This window comes from Novosphingobium sp. MBES04, assembly GCF_000813185.1.
In the GTDB taxonomy this organism is placed as follows: Bacteria; Pseudomonadota; Alphaproteobacteria; order Sphingomonadales; family Sphingomonadaceae; genus Novosphingobium; species Novosphingobium decolorationis.
This window is the reverse complement of the sequence record NZ_DF850489.1, coordinates 1,483,093-1,496,921: the sequence shown is the minus strand read 5'-3', so window position 1 is coordinate 1,496,921 and position 13,829 is coordinate 1,483,093. Positions and strand designations below refer to the sequence as shown.

At 66.2% G+C, this 13,829-nt stretch carries 16 protein-coding genes and 1 tRNA gene; 11 read left to right on the top strand and 6 right to left on the bottom strand.

The annotated features are described in order from the left end of the window. Positions 1-112: 112 nt before the first annotated feature. The gene (locus tag MBENS4_RS20450) at positions 113-745 is read right to left on the bottom strand and encodes a prolyl hydroxylase family protein (protein ID WP_039394203.1); all 633 of its coding nucleotides are present in this window, start codon (positions 743-745) and stop codon (positions 113-115) included. A 183-nt stretch (positions 746-928) separates the two neighbouring features. Between MBENS4_RS20450 and MBENS4_RS20445 the strand changes: the two genes are divergently transcribed. The 11 genes from MBENS4_RS20445 to MBENS4_RS20400 all read left to right on the top strand — a co-directional run bounded on the left by MBENS4_RS20445 (position 929) and on the right by MBENS4_RS20400 (position 9,004). Then, positions 929-1,005 (top strand) — tRNA-His (locus MBENS4_RS20445). Between the two features lie 106 nt (positions 1,006-1,111). Continuing rightward, positions 1,112-1,840, top strand: a complete 729-nt coding sequence (ccmC, locus tag MBENS4_RS20440) for a heme ABC transporter permease CcmC (protein WP_039394200.1) — start codon at positions 1,112-1,114, stop codon at positions 1,838-1,840. A 16-nt stretch (positions 1,841-1,856) separates the two neighbouring features. After that, the gene (locus tag MBENS4_RS26180; protein WP_199904437.1) at positions 1,857-1,997 is read left to right on the top strand and encodes a hypothetical protein; all 141 of its coding nucleotides are present in this window, start codon (positions 1,857-1,859) and stop codon (positions 1,995-1,997) included. Positions 1,998-2,002: 5 nt separating this feature from the next. Continuing rightward, a complete protein-coding gene (ccmE, locus tag MBENS4_RS20435; protein WP_039394199.1) occupies positions 2,003-2,455 on the top strand; it encodes a cytochrome c maturation protein CcmE in 453 nt (150 codons plus the stop codon). Then, positions 2,452-4,419: a heme lyase CcmF/NrfE family subunit gene (locus MBENS4_RS20430; protein ID WP_039394195.1), complete on the top strand. Its 1,968-nt coding sequence runs from the start codon at positions 2,452-2,454 to the stop codon at positions 4,417-4,419. Before ccmE ends, MBENS4_RS20430 begins: the two co-directional genes overlap by 4 nt. After that, positions 4,416-4,985: a DsbE family thiol:disulfide interchange protein gene (locus MBENS4_RS20425; protein ID WP_052322576.1), complete on the top strand. Its 570-nt coding sequence runs from the start codon at positions 4,416-4,418 to the stop codon at positions 4,983-4,985. Before MBENS4_RS20430 ends, MBENS4_RS20425 begins: the two co-directional genes overlap by 4 nt. Continuing rightward, positions 4,982-5,434 (top strand): cytochrome c-type biogenesis protein, encoded by a 453-nt coding sequence (locus tag MBENS4_RS20420; RefSeq protein ID WP_039394192.1) that lies wholly within the window; start codon positions 4,982-4,984, stop codon positions 5,432-5,434. Before MBENS4_RS20425 ends, MBENS4_RS20420 begins: the two co-directional genes overlap by 4 nt. Then, a complete protein-coding gene (locus MBENS4_RS20415) occupies positions 5,431-6,141 on the top strand; it encodes a tetratricopeptide repeat protein (protein WP_144401016.1) in 711 nt (236 codons plus the stop codon). The genes MBENS4_RS20420 and MBENS4_RS20415 overlap by 4 nt, the downstream gene beginning before the upstream one ends. 92 nt (positions 6,142-6,233) lie before the next feature. After that, entirely contained in the window at positions 6,234-8,204 is a 1,971-nt protein-coding gene (locus MBENS4_RS20410; protein WP_084592262.1) for a potassium transporter Kup, read from the top strand. An 8-nt stretch (positions 8,205-8,212) separates the two neighbouring features. Then, the gene (locus MBENS4_RS20405) at positions 8,213-8,707 is read left to right on the top strand and encodes a DUF2938 family protein (protein WP_039394187.1); all 495 of its coding nucleotides are present in this window, start codon (positions 8,213-8,215) and stop codon (positions 8,705-8,707) included. 48 nt (positions 8,708-8,755) lie between these two features. Further along, complete coding sequence (locus tag MBENS4_RS20400) at positions 8,756-9,004, top strand: YrhK family protein (RefSeq protein WP_052322575.1); 249 nt, start codon at positions 8,756-8,758, stop codon at positions 9,002-9,004. 21 nt (positions 9,005-9,025) lie between these two features. On the opposite strand, the gene MBENS4_RS20395 is transcribed toward MBENS4_RS20400, so the two are convergent. The 5 genes from MBENS4_RS20395 to MBENS4_RS26965 form a co-directional block, all read right to left on the bottom strand. Continuing rightward, positions 9,026-9,700, bottom strand: a complete 675-nt coding sequence (locus MBENS4_RS20395) for an inner membrane-spanning protein YciB (RefSeq protein ID WP_039394184.1) — start codon at positions 9,698-9,700, stop codon at positions 9,026-9,028. Further along, positions 9,700-10,662 carry a signal recognition particle-docking protein FtsY gene (gene ftsY / locus MBENS4_RS20390; protein ID WP_052322574.1) on the bottom strand — a complete coding sequence of 321 codons (963 nt, stop codon included), beginning with the start codon at positions 10,660-10,662 and terminating at the stop codon, positions 9,700-9,702. Before ftsY ends, MBENS4_RS20395 begins: the two co-directional genes overlap by 1 nt. Then, complete coding sequence (locus MBENS4_RS20385; RefSeq protein WP_039394181.1) at positions 10,659-11,837, bottom strand: MiaB/RimO family radical SAM methylthiotransferase; 1,179 nt, start codon at positions 11,835-11,837, stop codon at positions 10,659-10,661. The genes ftsY and MBENS4_RS20385 overlap by 4 nt, the downstream gene beginning before the upstream one ends. Further along, a complete protein-coding gene (dapF, locus tag MBENS4_RS20380) occupies positions 11,834-12,670 on the bottom strand; it encodes a diaminopimelate epimerase (RefSeq protein WP_039394179.1) in 837 nt (278 codons plus the stop codon). Before dapF ends, MBENS4_RS20385 begins: the two co-directional genes overlap by 4 nt. Positions 12,671-12,755: 85 nt before the next feature. Then, complete coding sequence (locus MBENS4_RS26965) at positions 12,756-13,697, bottom strand: putative bifunctional diguanylate cyclase/phosphodiesterase (protein ID WP_052322573.1); 942 nt, start codon at positions 13,695-13,697, stop codon at positions 12,756-12,758. Positions 13,698-13,829: the final 132 nt, after the last annotated feature.

The following is a 13,829-nucleotide window of genomic DNA, read 5'->3' as shown; positions in this document are numbered from 1 at the left end:
GTGCGGCAGCCTATACGCAGGGCGCCTAGCCGGGCTCTAACCGGCAATTAGGGGATCGTGCGAGGCCACGACTAGGCCACGACTAGGCCGCGAAGGGGGAGCGTTGCCGCGTTCAGCCCCAGGGTTTTTCCCGGAACCACTGCGTGAGAACATACTTGGCCCCCTTGCGCACCTTCATCGCGTGGTGAAGCGTTGCGGCATTGGGCGATCCGTCGGGGCGCAGGTTGTTCCAGCAGATGAGCTTGCCCGCTTCGGGCTGGACGATCTTGTCGGCGACCTTGAAGCGGGTCGCGCCGCCCGCATCGACCGCGTTCAGGTACATCATGTAGGTCCAGGTCCTCTGCCCCGCGACCGAGCAGAACTGGTCGAATTCCGGCCGGTCGGGCTCGAAGTAGTCGGTGTGGGCCTTGAACTCCTGCCCGACCTCGTAGCGCTGGCCCTGGAGCGGCTCGGCGTGGCTTTCGGGGATACCCGAAAGCGCGGACAGGCGCGCGCGCAGGTCGGCCACGTCCGGATCGCGCGGAGAGAGGTCGCAGGTCGAACTGGTGCGGAAGACATCGTCGCCGTTGTACCCGGTGATGGTGGAGGGACGGTGCTGGGTCTCGATCTTGTCGATCAGGCGCGCGCATTGCTCGCCCGAGAGGAAATTGGGCAGGATGTACATCTCGATTCGCGACGAGGGGACCTTGCGCGCGGCCGGATGAGCCTGGATCGGGACGGCGTATGATTCGGTGGCAGTGACCATGCGCCGCACGGTAGTCGCTGGCTTCGTCCAAGAAAATTGCCTCTCCAGACGATTTTATCACTTTTTTGCTTGGCAAACGCGTCATCTGTGTGCAAAGGCGCGCTCCCGCACCGAGGACGCTTCAACGCACTTCGGTTCGCGGTTAAAGTCTCCCGGTTCGCAGATGGTCGAACGGGACGTGTGGCGATTGTAGCTCAGTTGGTCAGAGCGCCGGTTTGTGGTACCGGAGGTCGTGGGTTCGAACCCCATCAATCGCCCCATTCCTTGAAAGCTTATGATACCTTCGCCCAATAGGCGGGTAAAAACCGTAAGCCTTTTCCATCATTCACTTGCTCCTTTCGGTACGGTCTTTAGAAAGCGCGGCTTATGCACGGCTTCGCCAACCCGGCCCGTTTTCTGCGCATCGCACGCTGGCTCATGCCGCTGTGCCTGGGCGCAGGTATCGTGATCGCCCTCGCCGCCCTGGGATGGGGCCTGTTCCTTGCGCCCGCCGAACGCCTGCAGGGCGAGACGGTCCGCATCGTCTACCTGCATGTGCCCGCCGCCTGGCTGGGCATGGCGGGCTGGAGCGGCATTGCGATTGCCAGTTTCACCGAACTCGTCTGGCGCCACCCGCTGGCCGGAATTGCCGCACGCGCCTGCGCGGTGCCCGGCGCAGTCTTCACCGCGGTGTGCCTGGTGACGGGCTCGCTCTGGGGCCGTCCGGCCTGGGGTACCTGGTGGGTCTGGGACGGGCGCCTGACCTCGATGCTGGTCCTGCTGTTCCTCTACTTCGGCTGGATGGCGCTCTCGCAGGCAAGCGAAGCGTCCGACGGAGCAGGAACCCGCGCGCCGGCCATCTTTGGCCTCGTGGGCGCGGTGAACATTCCCATTATCCATTATTCGGTGATCTGGTGGAACAGCCAGCACCAGCCCCCCAGCATCACCACGGGCGGCTCCGCCATGTCGGGGGCCTTCCTGTGGCCGCTCCTGATTGCGATGACAGGCTTCACGCTGATCTTCGCAGGGGTTGTGCTGGCGCGCATGCGGGCAATCCTGGCACACCAGCAGGCCGAGGCGCGGCTGCGCCGCAAGGCGCTGGCCCAGGCTGGTTGAGAGAGGACGCGAGAGAATGCGCGAAGCGATGGACCCCTGGACCTTCGTCCTTGCCTCCTACGCCATCGGCGTGGGAGCTACGGCGGCGATGGTCGGCTGGTCGCTTGTGACGATGAAACGCGCCGAGAAACGGCGCGATGAGGCAAGGAAGCGCTGACGAGGATGGCAATCAAGGCAAAGCACCAGCGCCTCGTGCTGCTTGGCGTCGCGATGGTCGTGCTGATCGGCGCGGCGATCCTGGCGATCTGGGCGCTGCGCAACCAGGCAAGCTATTTCTACGTGCCCCGTGAAATCGTGGCGAGCCCGCCCGAGGCCTCGCGCGCGGTGCGCTTGGGGGGCATGGTCGAGCAGGGCTCGATCCGCACGTTGCCCGATGGGGTCAGCATCGCCTTCGTTGTCGAGGACAAGGAAGCGCGCGTGCCGGTCACGTTTCGCGGCATCGTCCCCTCGCTCTTCGTGGAAGGCTCGGGCGTCGTCGCCGAGGGCCACATGGGCAGTGACGGCACGTTCGTCGCCGACAATCTCCTCGCCAAGCACGACGAGAACTATGTCCCCCGCGAGATGCAGGACATGACCGGCGAAGAGCTGCAGCAGGCTATGGCTGAGCGCAAATGATCGCGGAACTGGGACTGGCCGCGCTCTGGCTCGCGGCGGCATTGGCGGGATTGCAGCTTCTGGGCGGATCGCTAGGGCTGACCACGAAAGGTGCGGCGCTGGGCCGGGTCGTTCGCCCCGTCGCGGTGGTGCAGGGCCTGCTGGCGCTCTTCGCCTTCTTCTGCCTGATCTACGTCTTTGCGATCACGGACCTTTCGGTAAAGCTGGTCGCGCTCAATTCGCATTCGCTCAAACCCCTTGTCTTCAAGATCGCGGGCGCCTGGGGCAACCATGAGGGCTCGATGCTCCTGTGGGTCACGGTCATGGGCGTTGCGGGCGGTTTTGTCGCGCTGATCGAGCGCCGACTGCCCGAGCGCACCATGCTCGCAACGCTGGCTGGACAGGCGTTCGTGAGCCTTGGCTTCTACGCCTTTCTGCTGCTTTCCTCGAACCCGTTCGAGCGCCTCTCGCCGGTTCCGGCTGAGGGGCAGGGGCTCAACCCGCTGCTCCAGGACCTGGGCCTCGCCTTCCACCCGCCCACGCTCTACCTGGGCTATGTCGGTCTTTCGGTAGCCTTCAGCTTTGCCATCGGGGCGCTTGTTACCCGCGAGGTCGGCCCGGCCTTCGCGCGCGCCATGCGCCCCTGGGTGCTGGCGGCCTGGATATTCCTGACGGTCGGCATCACCGCCGGTTCCTACTGGGCCTATTATGAGCTGGGCTGGGGGGGCTGGTGGTTCTGGGACCCGGTCGAGAACGCCTCGCTCATGCCCTGGCTGGCCGCAACCGCGCTGCTCCATTCGGTGAGCGTCCTGGCCGCGCGCGATGCGCTGCGCACCTGGACCGTGATGCTGGGCGTCGTCGCGTTCTCGATGTCGATGGTGGGCACGTTCCTCGTGCGCTCGGGCATCCTGACGAGCGTCCACGCCTTCGCCGTCGATCCCGAGCGCGGCAGCTTCATCCTTGCGCTGCTCGCCATCAACATCGGTGGTGCGCTCACCCTCTTTGCCCTGCGCGCCGCGACGGTGAGCGAGGGGGCCCGCTTCGCGCCGATGAGCCGCGAGGGTGCTCTCGTCATCAACAACGTGCTGCTCTGTGCGATCCTGGGCATCGTCCTGTTCGGCACGCTTTACCCGCTCGTTGCCGAGGCTCTGGGCGCGCAGGTCTCGGTCGGCCCGCCCTACTTCAACCCGATGAGCGCGCTCTTCGCCGTGCCCATGCTGGTGGTGCTGGCGGTCGGCCCGATGCTGCGCTGGCGGCGGGACGACTTTGCGCGGATCGGCAAGAACCTTGTCATCCCGGCCATGCTCGTGGTGGTCATGGGCGGGGCTCTGGTGGCCCTGGCCGACGTCGCGCTGCTGCCATTCCTGGGCCTCGTGCTGGGTGTCGGTCTTGCCTGGGCGAGCGTGCTTCCCTTGCGCGGGCGCAATCTGCGCCGTCTGCCGCTGGCGGTCTGGGGCATGGTCGTCGCGCACTTCGGCATTGCGGTCGTGCTTGTCGGCATGAGCAGTGAGAGCGCGTTCTCCACCGAGAAGCTCGTCGCGGTCGAGGTGGGCGAGATTACCCAGGTCGGCCCGTGGGGCGTGAAGCTGGACCGGATCGAGCCGGTTGCAGGCCCCAACTGGACCGCACTCGAAGCGCGTCTGCTGGTGCGCTACGGTCCGGACGGCAAGGTCACGCGCCTCACCCCGCAGTCGCGCACGTTCTGGGCGCCGCCGCAGAACACCTCCGAATCGGCGCTGCTGACACGCTGGAACGGACAGCTCTATGCCGTTCTGGGCGGCGAGGGCGAGGACGGCCGCTGGCAGCTGCGTCTGTGGTGGAAGCCGCTGGTTCCGTTGATCTGGCTGGGCGGTCTGCTGATCGCGCTGGGAGGCCTGCTGGCGCTGCTCGGCCGTGTCACCACGGATGTGCGCCGCTCGGTCCAGAGCGATCGTATCGCCGAGCGCCGCGAAGGCGAAGAAAAGTTGCGGGAGGACCGGGCATGAGCGCGAATCACAAGGCTCCCGAAGGCCGCGTCCGGGCGCCGCGCTGGGCGATCTGGCTCCCGCTCGCGCTCTTCGTGGGCTTCGTCGCGCTGGTGATGACCGGGCTTCTCAAACCCGCCGACCGTACTGTGCGCAGCGCGCTCGTCGGCAAGCCCATGCCCAGCTTCGATCTGCCGCCTGCACTGCCCGGACGGCCTGGCCTGAGCAGCGCCGAGCTGGCCAACGGCAAGGTCCACCTCGTCAACATTTTCGCCAGCTGGTGTATCCCCTGCCGGGTCGAGGCGCCGCAGCTGGCCCAGCTGCAGCGGGCGGGTGTCGAGATCGAGGGCATCTCGGTGCGCGATTCGCGCGAGAATCTCGAAGGCTTCCTCGCGACCAACGGCGATCCCTTCGACAGCATCGGCGCGGACGACGATGGGCAGGTGCAGCTTGCGCTGGGCTCTTCGGGCGTTCCCGAAACCTACATCGTCGATGGCAAGGGCGTGATTCGCTACCAGCACGTCGGTGAGATCAGGCCCGAACAGCTCGACGTGATCCTCGCTCGGATCCAGGAGGCCGGACAGTGAGGCGCGTCCTTTCCGTTCTGGCTGCCGTTGCGCTGCTGGGCGCTCCGGCTCTTGCCCAGGAGGAGCAGTCGACCGCCCCCTTTGCCTACCGTCAGCTGGACGATCCGGAGCAGGAGCGGGTGGCCATGGATCTGATGGAGACGCTGCGCTGTCTGCAGTGCCAGGGGCAGTCTATCGCCGATTCGGACGCGCCCATCGCGGGCTCGATGCGCAGTCTCGTGCGCGAGCGGATCAAGGCGGGCGAATCCCCGGAGGACATCCGCGCCTGGCTGATCGAGCGCTATGGCGACTATGTGAGTTACGCGCCGCAGCTGACCGAGCTGACCTGGCCGCTTTTCGCCGTGCCGCTTGTCTTCCTGCTGATCGCGGTCCTCCTGCTGCGCCGCCGTTTCACCTTGCGCCGGGAGGCCACGGAACGTGACGCGGGCGATGAAGGAGAAGAGGCATGATCTGGTTCCTGCTGGCCTTGCTGGTCATCGCCGCGTTCGTGCTGGCCGTGGTCGTCCTCAAAGTGCCTGTGGGAGGGCGCGAGGCGGTGGCAGCCGCGCTGCTCCTGGGTGTTGCGGGCTATGTGACGCAAGGCTCGCCCTCGCAGCCATCGAGCCCGAGCACCGTGACCGAGGGGGGCGGCGAGGAAGCCGCGTTCCTGGTGGCCGCACGTGGCAAGGTCACCAACCGCACGATCCCGCCGACCAATCGCTATGTCGTCATCGCCGATGGCTTCGCACGCAACGGTCAGACGGCCGAGGCGGCGCGGGTCCTCTTGGGCGCGGTCGAGGAAAATCCCAAGGACGAGGACGCCTGGCTGGCCATGGCCAATGCGCTTGTCGCCCATTCCGATGGTGTCCTGACCCCCGCTTCGCTCTATGCCTTCCGCCAGGCCGCCAAGGCCGACCCGAAGGCGCCGGGACCCGCGTTTTTCCTGGGGTTGGCGATGGCGCAGTCCGGACAGTTCGGCGAAGCGCGCGAACTGTGGGCAGACCTCCTGGAGCGCACGCCTGAGAAGGCCGAATGGCGTCCGGTGCTTGCCGCCGAACTCCAGCAGCTCGATGCCTACATCAAGGCCAATGCGCCGGCTCCGGCACCCGATTCGCAGGTCGGGCCAGAGTCCCGCAACGGTACGGGCGCGGAACCAACGGCCCCTTCGCGTGATTGAGCATCATTGCTAGGCACCTGCCATGCTGCTAACGGCCTTCAACCTTGCCGCGAGTGCGAAACGGGGTCTCTAGTCCATGACGGGGCGCACGAATGAGTGATGCAACTACGGATATGAATGGCGGTGGAACGGCAAGTGCGCCGGGTGCCGCGAAGCAGTCCGATGCCGGAAAATCCGGTTCCCACGGCCATTCCACCGGTAACGTCGCGAAGCTCGCCTTCGGCGCGGTCGGCGTCGTCTTCGGCGATATCGGCACGAGCCCGATCTACGCGTTTCGCGAGACGTTCGTGGGCCCGCATCCGCTGGCCATCGACGAACTGCACATCCTGGGCGTGGTCAGCCTGATCTTCTGGTCGATGACGCTTGTCGTGGCGGTTCAGTACGTCGGCATTCTCATGCGCGCGGACAACAAGGGGCAGGGTGGCAGTCTCGCGCTCGTTGCCCTCATCTCCGGTGCGATCAAGAAGTCGCGCTATGGCGGGCTTATCGTCATGCTCGGCGTGTTCGCAACGGCGCTGTTCTACGGCGATTCGATGATTACACCCGCCGTTTCCGTGCTCTCCGCGGTCGAGGGCCTGACCGTTGTCCAATCGAACCTCGCGCCCTTTGTCATGCCCATCGCGCTGATCCTGCTGGTGGGTCTGTTCGTCCTTCAGAAGAGCGGTACGGCCAAGGTCGGTGCGCTTTTCGCCCCGGTCATGGTGACCTATTTCACGATCCTCGCGGTCCTGGGCATCTACCACCTCGTGCAGATGCCCGAGGTGCTCGTCGCGCTGAACCCGTGGTACGCGATCCAGTTCTTCCTCACCGACAAGGTGCTGGGGTTTCTCGCGCTGGGTTCGGTCGTGCTGGCCGTGACCGGAGCCGAGGCGCTCTATTCGGACATGGGCCACTTCGGACGCGGCCCGATGCGCCTGTCCTGGTTTGGTTTCGTGATGCCGTGCCTGCTCATCAACTACTTCGGGCAGGCCGCGATGATCCTGAGCCTCGATGATGCGCAGGCCGCGCTTGCGATGGAGAACCCGTTCTTCAATCTCGCGCCCGAATCGCTGCGCCTGCCGCTCGTGATCCTGGTCAGTGCCGCCGCCTTCATCGCCAGCCAGGCGGTGATTTCGGGCGCCTTCTCGATCACGCACCAGGCCATGCAGCTGGGCTTCATCCCGCGCCTTTCGACCCGCCATACCTCCGAGCACGAGGTCGGCCAGATCTACATTCCCTTCGTGAACTGGGCGCTGATGATCGGCGTGATCGTGCTGGTGCTGGTCTTCCAGAACTCTTCGAACCTCGCCTCGGCCTACGGTATCGCGGTGACCGGTGCGATGCTGATCGACACCTGCCTGATGACGGTTCTCCTGATCGTGCTGTGGCGCTGGAAGCTGTGGATCGCGATCCCCGTTGCGGTGACCTTCTTCGTGGTCGACGGCGCCTACTTCGCCGCGAACGCGACCAAGATCCCCGACGGTGGCTGGTTCCCGCTGCTGATCGGTGCGGTGGCCTTCACGCTCCTCACCACCTGGAACAAGGGCCGCCGCCTCATGCGTGATCGCATGACCGAGGCGGCGCTTCCGCTCAACGTCTTTGCCAAGAGCGCCCACGGCAGCGCCGCCCGCGTGCCGGGCACGGCGATCTTCATGGCCTCGAGCAACGTCGGCGTGCCTTCGGCGCTCCTCCACAACATCAAGCACAACAAGGTGCTGCACGAACGCGTGGTGGTGCTGACCGTCGAAGTCCAAGATGTGCCCTACGTCGAATCGGGAGAGCGCTACTCGGTGCAGGATCTGGGGCAGGGCTTCTACCGCATGACCCTGCGCTACGGTTTCATGGAGGAAACCGACATTCCCGCAGCGCTTGCCCACAACCAGATGTGCGGCCAGCCCTTCGAGATGATGAAGACCAGCTTCTTCCTCTCGCGCCAGACCCTTGTCGCCTCGGAAAAGCCGGGCATGGCGATCTGGCGGGAACGTCTCTTCGCCTGGATGATGCGCAACGCGGCGAGCGCCATGGTGTTCTTCCGCCTGCCCACCAACCGCGTGGTCGAACTCGGCAGCCAGCTGGAAATCTGACCGGGGCAGTGGAAACGGCGCTGACCTTCACGCTCGTGGTCGGATTGGGTGCGACCGTTGCGCTCGACGTCTGGGCGCGGCAGCTGCGGCGCTGGTTCGGCATTGCCGGTGCCGACTGGGGCCTGGTCGGGCAATGGCTCGTCGGATTGCCCGCCGGACGAATGGTCCACACGAGCGCTGGGTTCGAGATATCAAGCCGGGGCGAACGCGCGCTTGGCTGGAGCTTCCACTATCTTGTCGGCCTTGTATACGCGGCGGTCTATCCGCTGGTCTGGGGCGAGGATTTCCTGGCCGCGCCGAAGGTGGGCCCATTTATTCTCATCGGCTTCGCGCTCAGCACGCTCGCAGGGCTGTGCGTCCTGACACCGGCCTTGGGGGGCGGCCTGTTCGCATCGCGTACGCCCGACCAGGGGCGCCGGATCGCGCTCATGCTGCTCAACCACGCGGTCTTTGCCGGTGCGCAGTATGCGCTTGCCTTGGGCCTGGTGACGGCTCCCACCTGAGGCGGTGCGGGCTGACAGCTTCGGGCGCGCCCGCTAGGGTTTCGCGCCATGCAGTTCCTACGCACGCTCGTTCACGATTTTCGCTGGTTCCACATCGCGGTGGGCCTTGTCGGCAACCTGCTCTTCGTGGTGGGGAGTGTGCTGTTCCTGCCCGCCATGGCCGCCTGGCAGACGGCGGGCGTGTGGATGTTCATCGCCGGTTCGGGGCTGATGTTCCTGGGGGCGCTGGGCGAGCTGCTCAAGCAGACGCTTTCCATGCGCGGCACCCGGCTGGAGCGCGACAGCAGCGCGCCCTGACCGGGTGATGCCCTGCTGCGCTCAGTCGTGCGGCGGGTTGTCGAGAAGGTCCTCGCGCGCTTCGGTCTCGCCCATGCCGTGCTTCAGCACCATGGGAAGCTGCGAGAAGGTGAAGAGGAACGAGGCGACCGTGAAGCCCCAGAGCTTGGCCTGAAGCCAGGCATCGAAGCTGACGGTGTATACCAGCGCCGTGTTCGCGATGGCCAGGACCAGGAAGAACCAGGCCCAGTTGCGCGACAGCTTGATCCAGCCTTCCTCGTTCAGCCCTTCGAAGGCGGATTGGAGCAGGTACTTGAGCATCGGCTTGCCCTTCATAAGTCCGATGAAGAGCACGACCGAGAACATCAGGTAGACCGCGGTCGGCTTGAGCTGGATCCAGATCGCCTCGCGGAAGATCACGGTGAGCGTGCCGAAGCCCAGGATCAGCGTCGTCGTCAGCCAGAGCATGGGCGAAACCTTGCCCAGGCGCCATTTGGAGACACCCAGCGCCACGACGGTTGCGCCCATGAAGGCGATGGTGCCCTTGATGACGGCCGAGACCGTGCCAATGGCATCGCCGCTCTCTTCGGGCGAGAAGTGGCGGTAGGTCAGGAAGAAGACGAGAAGCGGGCCGAAATCGACGACCAGGTTGATCCAGCTCGACTTGGGCTTTTCGGCCGTAGTGGCGCTGTCCTGCGGTGCCTTCGGGCTTTCCATTACGCGATACCTGCAATGACGCGGGCGACGAGGTCCGGGTCGAAGGGACGAAGGTCATCGATCTTCTCGCCCACGCCGATGGCGTGGATGGGAAGGCCGTACTGCTCGGCCGCGGCCACGAGGACGCCGCCGCGCGCGGTGCCGTCGAGCTTCGTCATGACGAGGCCGGTGACGCCGGCCACTTCCTTGAAGGTCTCGATCTGGGCGAGCGCGTTCTGCCCGTTGGTGGCATCGAGCACGAGCACGACATCGTGCGGGGCAGCCGGGTTGAGGCGGCCCAGCACACGGCGGATCTTGGCCAGCTCGTCCATCAGCTCGCGCTTGTTCTGGAGGCGTCCGGCGGTGTCGACGATCAGGACGTCGGTGCCGTCCTCGGTCGCGTCCTTGACCGCATCGAACACCACCGAGGCGGGATCGCCGCCCTCGGGGCCCTTGACGATGGGAACGTCGAGGCGCTCGGCCCAGACCGCGAGCTGGCCAATGGCGGCCGCGCGGAAGGTGTCGCCCGCGGCCAGCATGACCGCGTAGTCCTGTTCCTGGAAGAGGTGGGCAAGCTTGGCGATGGTCGTCGTCTTGCCCGAGCCGTTGACGCCGATGGTGAGGATCACCTGCGGGCGCGGGAAGGCGACGATGTCGAGGGGCTTGGCGACGGGGCGCAGGATGTCGGCGATCTCGCGCGCGACCACTTCCATGATCGCGCGCTCATCCGCGTCGCGCTCGAAGCGTTCCTCGGCAAGGCGTTCGCGGATGCGGGCGGCCGCGCGCGGTCCCAGGTCCGAGATGATCAGCGCGTCTTCCAGGTCGTCGAGCTGCGCGTCGGTCAGGCGATTGCCGCCCACGATCCCGGCGAGGTTCCCGCTCAGGCGCTCGGAGGTCTTGCGAAACCCGCCAAAGAGCCGGTCGGACCAGTCGCCATCCTGCGGCGTGGCGGACCCTCCGGCAGGTGGGGTGGTGTCGCTCATGCTTCCAGTATTCCTTCGATCACGTTGGCGGGCGTGAGGCACAGCACGGTGCCGGGCACGGTCCCGTCTGGCAGCCGGACCCGTGCGAAATTCTCCGCGTGGCCGGTACCATCCTTTTCGGCGAGAACCCATAGCGGGCGAGAGACCTGCGCGGCAAGCCAGCGCGCACGTTCTTTCGACACCGCCTCGCGCAATTCACGGGCCCGGCGCTTGATCAGCGCAGGCTCGACCTGCGGCATGCGCGCGGCGGGCGTGCCCGGGCGCGGGGAGAAGGGGAAGACATGGCCGTGGACGATGCCGAGCTCGGCGATGATCGAGAGATTGGCCGCGTGCGCGGCCTCGTCCTCGGTCGGAAAACCGGCCATGAGATCGGCGCCCACGGCAAGCTCGGGGCGGCGCGCGCGCAGGCTCTCGACCAGCCTCACGGCATCGGCGCGGCTGTGGCGGCGCTTCATGCGCTTGAGGATGAGGTCATCGCCATGCTGGAGCGAGAGATGCACATGCGGCATGACGCGCGGCTCGCCGGCGAGAAGCTCGAACAGGACGGGATCGACTTCGGCCCCGTCGATGGACGACAGGCGCAGGCGCGGAAGTTCTGGGAAGCGTTCGAGAATGGCCGCGCACAGCTCGCCAAGGCGCGGGGCACCGTCGAGGTCCTCGCCCCAGGAGGTGAGATCGACGCCGGTCAGTATCACTTCCTGTACGCCGCGTTCGTGGTGGACGGCAACGTCGGCCAGCGCCTCGGCAATCGTGCGCGAACGGCTGGCTCCGCGCCCCTGCGGGATCACGCAGAAAGTGCAGGAATGGTCGCAGCCGTTCTGCACCTGGACGAAGGCGCGGGTGTAGGCCGCGCGGCGTTCGGGTAGGGAGGGCGCGGGTACGTTCCAGGCGCGTGGGTCGAGCTTGGCGGTGTTGGCGACAAGGCCGTCGACCTCGGGCATCGCGGCCAGGGCCTCGCGCTCGACTTCGGCGGCGCAGCCGGTCACGACGATGCGCGCGTCGGGGCGGGCACGTCGCGCCCGCCGGATCGCCTGGCGCGTCTGGCGCACGGCCTCGGAGGTGACCGCGCAGGAGTTGATGACGACAAGATCGTCCGCCTCGCGCAGCAGCGCGCGCATCTCTTCGCTTTCGGACAGGTTCAGCCGGCAGCCCAGCGAATGGACTTCGACGCTCAAGCGCGGGTCTCGTCCACCGGACGAAAGCCGAAGTCGGCGGCTGCAAACGAACCGCGGAAGCTTTCGGTAGCAGGGCCCGTCATCACGATCACACCGTCCTCGCGCCAGTCGATGCGCAGCGTGCCGCCGGGGAGCGAGACCTTGACCGAGCGGTCGACAAGTCCGCGCCGCATGGCCGCAACCGCCGTGGCGCAGGCTCCCGTCCCGCAGGCGCGGGTGAGGCCGGCACCGCGTTCCCATACGCGCAGGGTGATGGCATCGCGGGCGGTGATCCCGGCGACGTTCACGTTGACCCGCTCGGGAAAGATGGGGTCGTTCTCGATCAGCGGGCCGAGGCGCGCCATGTCGATGGCGTAGGGATCGGGAACGAAGAAGATGGCGTGCGGATTGCCGACGTTGACGGCGCTGGGGTTGACCAGTTCCTCCCAGGCGACGGGCATGGCGTGGGTGTCCATCGCGTAGGCGAGGGGGATCGCGTCCCAGTCGAAGCGGGGCGTCCCCATCTCGACCGAGATCCCGGCTTCGGCGGGCGATGCGTGGACGATGCCGCCCAGGGTCTCGATCGCGGCGCTCTGGCCGTGGAGCAGGCCGACCGCGCGAGTGGCGTTGCCGCAGGCTTCCACCTCGCTGCCGTCGGGATTGAAGATGCGCATGCGAAAATTGGCCGAAGTGCTCGGCTCCAGCACCAGCAGCTGGTCACAGCCGATGCCGGTGTGACGGTCCGCAAGCGCACTGGCGATGGACCCGTCGATGGCGGGCAAGGGCTGGCTGCGCGCGTCAAGGACCACGAAATCGTTGCCCAGGCCATGCATCTTGATGAAGTCGATCCGCATGGGCTGCGATCTAGGTATTTCGGGAGGATTGGTCCAGCCCTCAGATTAAGAGACGTGCGACGGCGCCCCCGGTCATAGGGGGTGTTCAGACGCGGCCGGAGCGGCGACTTTCGTTCGAGGTCGTCGTCTCGAGGTCGAGCGTCCTTGGCGTGCGCTCCAGGCCAGCCGGGGTCGCGGATACGCTTCCACCGCGCGGGGCGGTTCCCGCGCTAATCCAGTCGCCGAGGTCGCAAGCGGGGCGCGGCGCACCGAAATAGTGCCCCTGGCCCTTTACCGGGCCAAGTTTGCGCAGTTCGTTGAGGACGTGAACATTGGCGATGCCCTCGGCCGTGATCGGAAGATGCAGGCCTTCGCCCATCATCGCGATGCCACGTACGATGGTGGCGGCGTCCATGTCGGTATCGATCCGCTCGATGAAGCTGCGGTCGATCTTCATGTGGTCGAAGGGCAGGCTGCGCAGCTGTGCGAGCGAACTGAAACCGGTTCCGAAATCGTCAAGGCTGACCTTGATGCCCTGGTTCTTGAGGCTGGTCAGCAGCGAGCGGACCTGTCCTACGTTCTGGTGCAGGCAGCTCTCGGTGATCTCGATTTCCAGGCGCTCGGCCGGGAAGCTCGATTCGACAAGAAGTTTCAGAAGTTTCTGGGCAAACCAGGGATCCCGCAGTTGGAGCGGGGAGATGTTCACCGAGAGAGTGAGCTCGCGGGGCCACCCCTTTGCGTCCTGGAGGGCCTGTCGGATGAGCTCTTCGGAGAGTTCGGCGATGGCGCCGATATCCTCGGCAATCGGAATGAAGATGTCGGGCGAGACGAGGCCCAGATCCGGGGATTGCCACCGCGCGAGCATTTCAAAGCCGCACAGGCGACCCGTGCCCAGATCCATCTGCCGCTCGTAATAGGGAACGAACTCGCCAGCGGGAATGCCCCGGCGGATCTTGTCCTCCAGCTCGGTGCGCAGGTGCAGTTCCTCGGCCATCTGCGGTTCGAACCAGGAGAAGGAGTTCCGGCCCTGGTGCTTGGCGTGGTACATCGCCACATCCGCATATTCGAGCAGGACCTGCGCGTCGGCAGGCTCTGCGGCGCGGTGGCTGCGCGCGGTGGAGGCAAGCCCGAGCGAGCCGGTGATGTCGGCCGTTGTGCCCCCACGCGCATGGTGCGGGCA

Excerpts from the sequence above, each read along its gene's own strand:
- MBENS4_RS26965 (WP_052322573.1), bottom strand. The coding sequence starts at position 13,697 with ATGTACCACGCCAAGCACCAGGGCCGGAACTCCTTCTCCTGGTTCGAA.
- ftsY (WP_052322574.1), bottom strand. The coding sequence starts at position 10,662 with ATGAGCGACACCACCCCACCTGCCGGAGGGTCCGCCACGCCGCAGGAT.
- MBENS4_RS20430 (WP_039394195.1), top strand. The coding sequence starts at position 2,452 with ATGATCGCGGAACTGGGACTGGCCGCGCTCTGGCTCGCGGCGGCATTG.
- MBENS4_RS20410 (WP_084592262.1), top strand. The coding sequence starts at position 6,234 with ATGAGTGATGCAACTACGGATATGAATGGCGGTGGAACGGCAAGTGCG.
- ccmE (WP_039394199.1), top strand. The coding sequence starts at position 2,003 with ATGGCAATCAAGGCAAAGCACCAGCGCCTCGTGCTGCTTGGCGTCGCG.
- MBENS4_RS20400 (WP_052322575.1), top strand. The coding sequence starts at position 8,756 with ATGCAGTTCCTACGCACGCTCGTTCACGATTTTCGCTGGTTCCACATC.
- dapF (WP_039394179.1), bottom strand. The coding sequence starts at position 12,670 with ATGCGGATCGACTTCATCAAGATGCATGGCCTGGGCAACGATTTCGTG.
- MBENS4_RS20415 (WP_144401016.1), top strand. The coding sequence starts at position 5,431 with ATGATCTGGTTCCTGCTGGCCTTGCTGGTCATCGCCGCGTTCGTGCTG.
- MBENS4_RS20395 (WP_039394184.1), bottom strand. The coding sequence starts at position 9,700 with ATGGAAAGCCCGAAGGCACCGCAGGACAGCGCCACTACGGCCGAAAAG.
- MBENS4_RS20425 (WP_052322576.1), top strand. The coding sequence starts at position 4,416 with ATGAGCGCGAATCACAAGGCTCCCGAAGGCCGCGTCCGGGCGCCGCGC.
- MBENS4_RS26180 (WP_199904437.1), top strand. The coding sequence starts at position 1,857 with ATGCGCGAAGCGATGGACCCCTGGACCTTCGTCCTTGCCTCCTACGCC.
- ccmC (WP_039394200.1), top strand. The coding sequence starts at position 1,112 with ATGCACGGCTTCGCCAACCCGGCCCGTTTTCTGCGCATCGCACGCTGG.
- MBENS4_RS20450 (WP_039394203.1), bottom strand. The coding sequence starts at position 745 with ATGGTCACTGCCACCGAATCATACGCCGTCCCGATCCAGGCTCATCCG.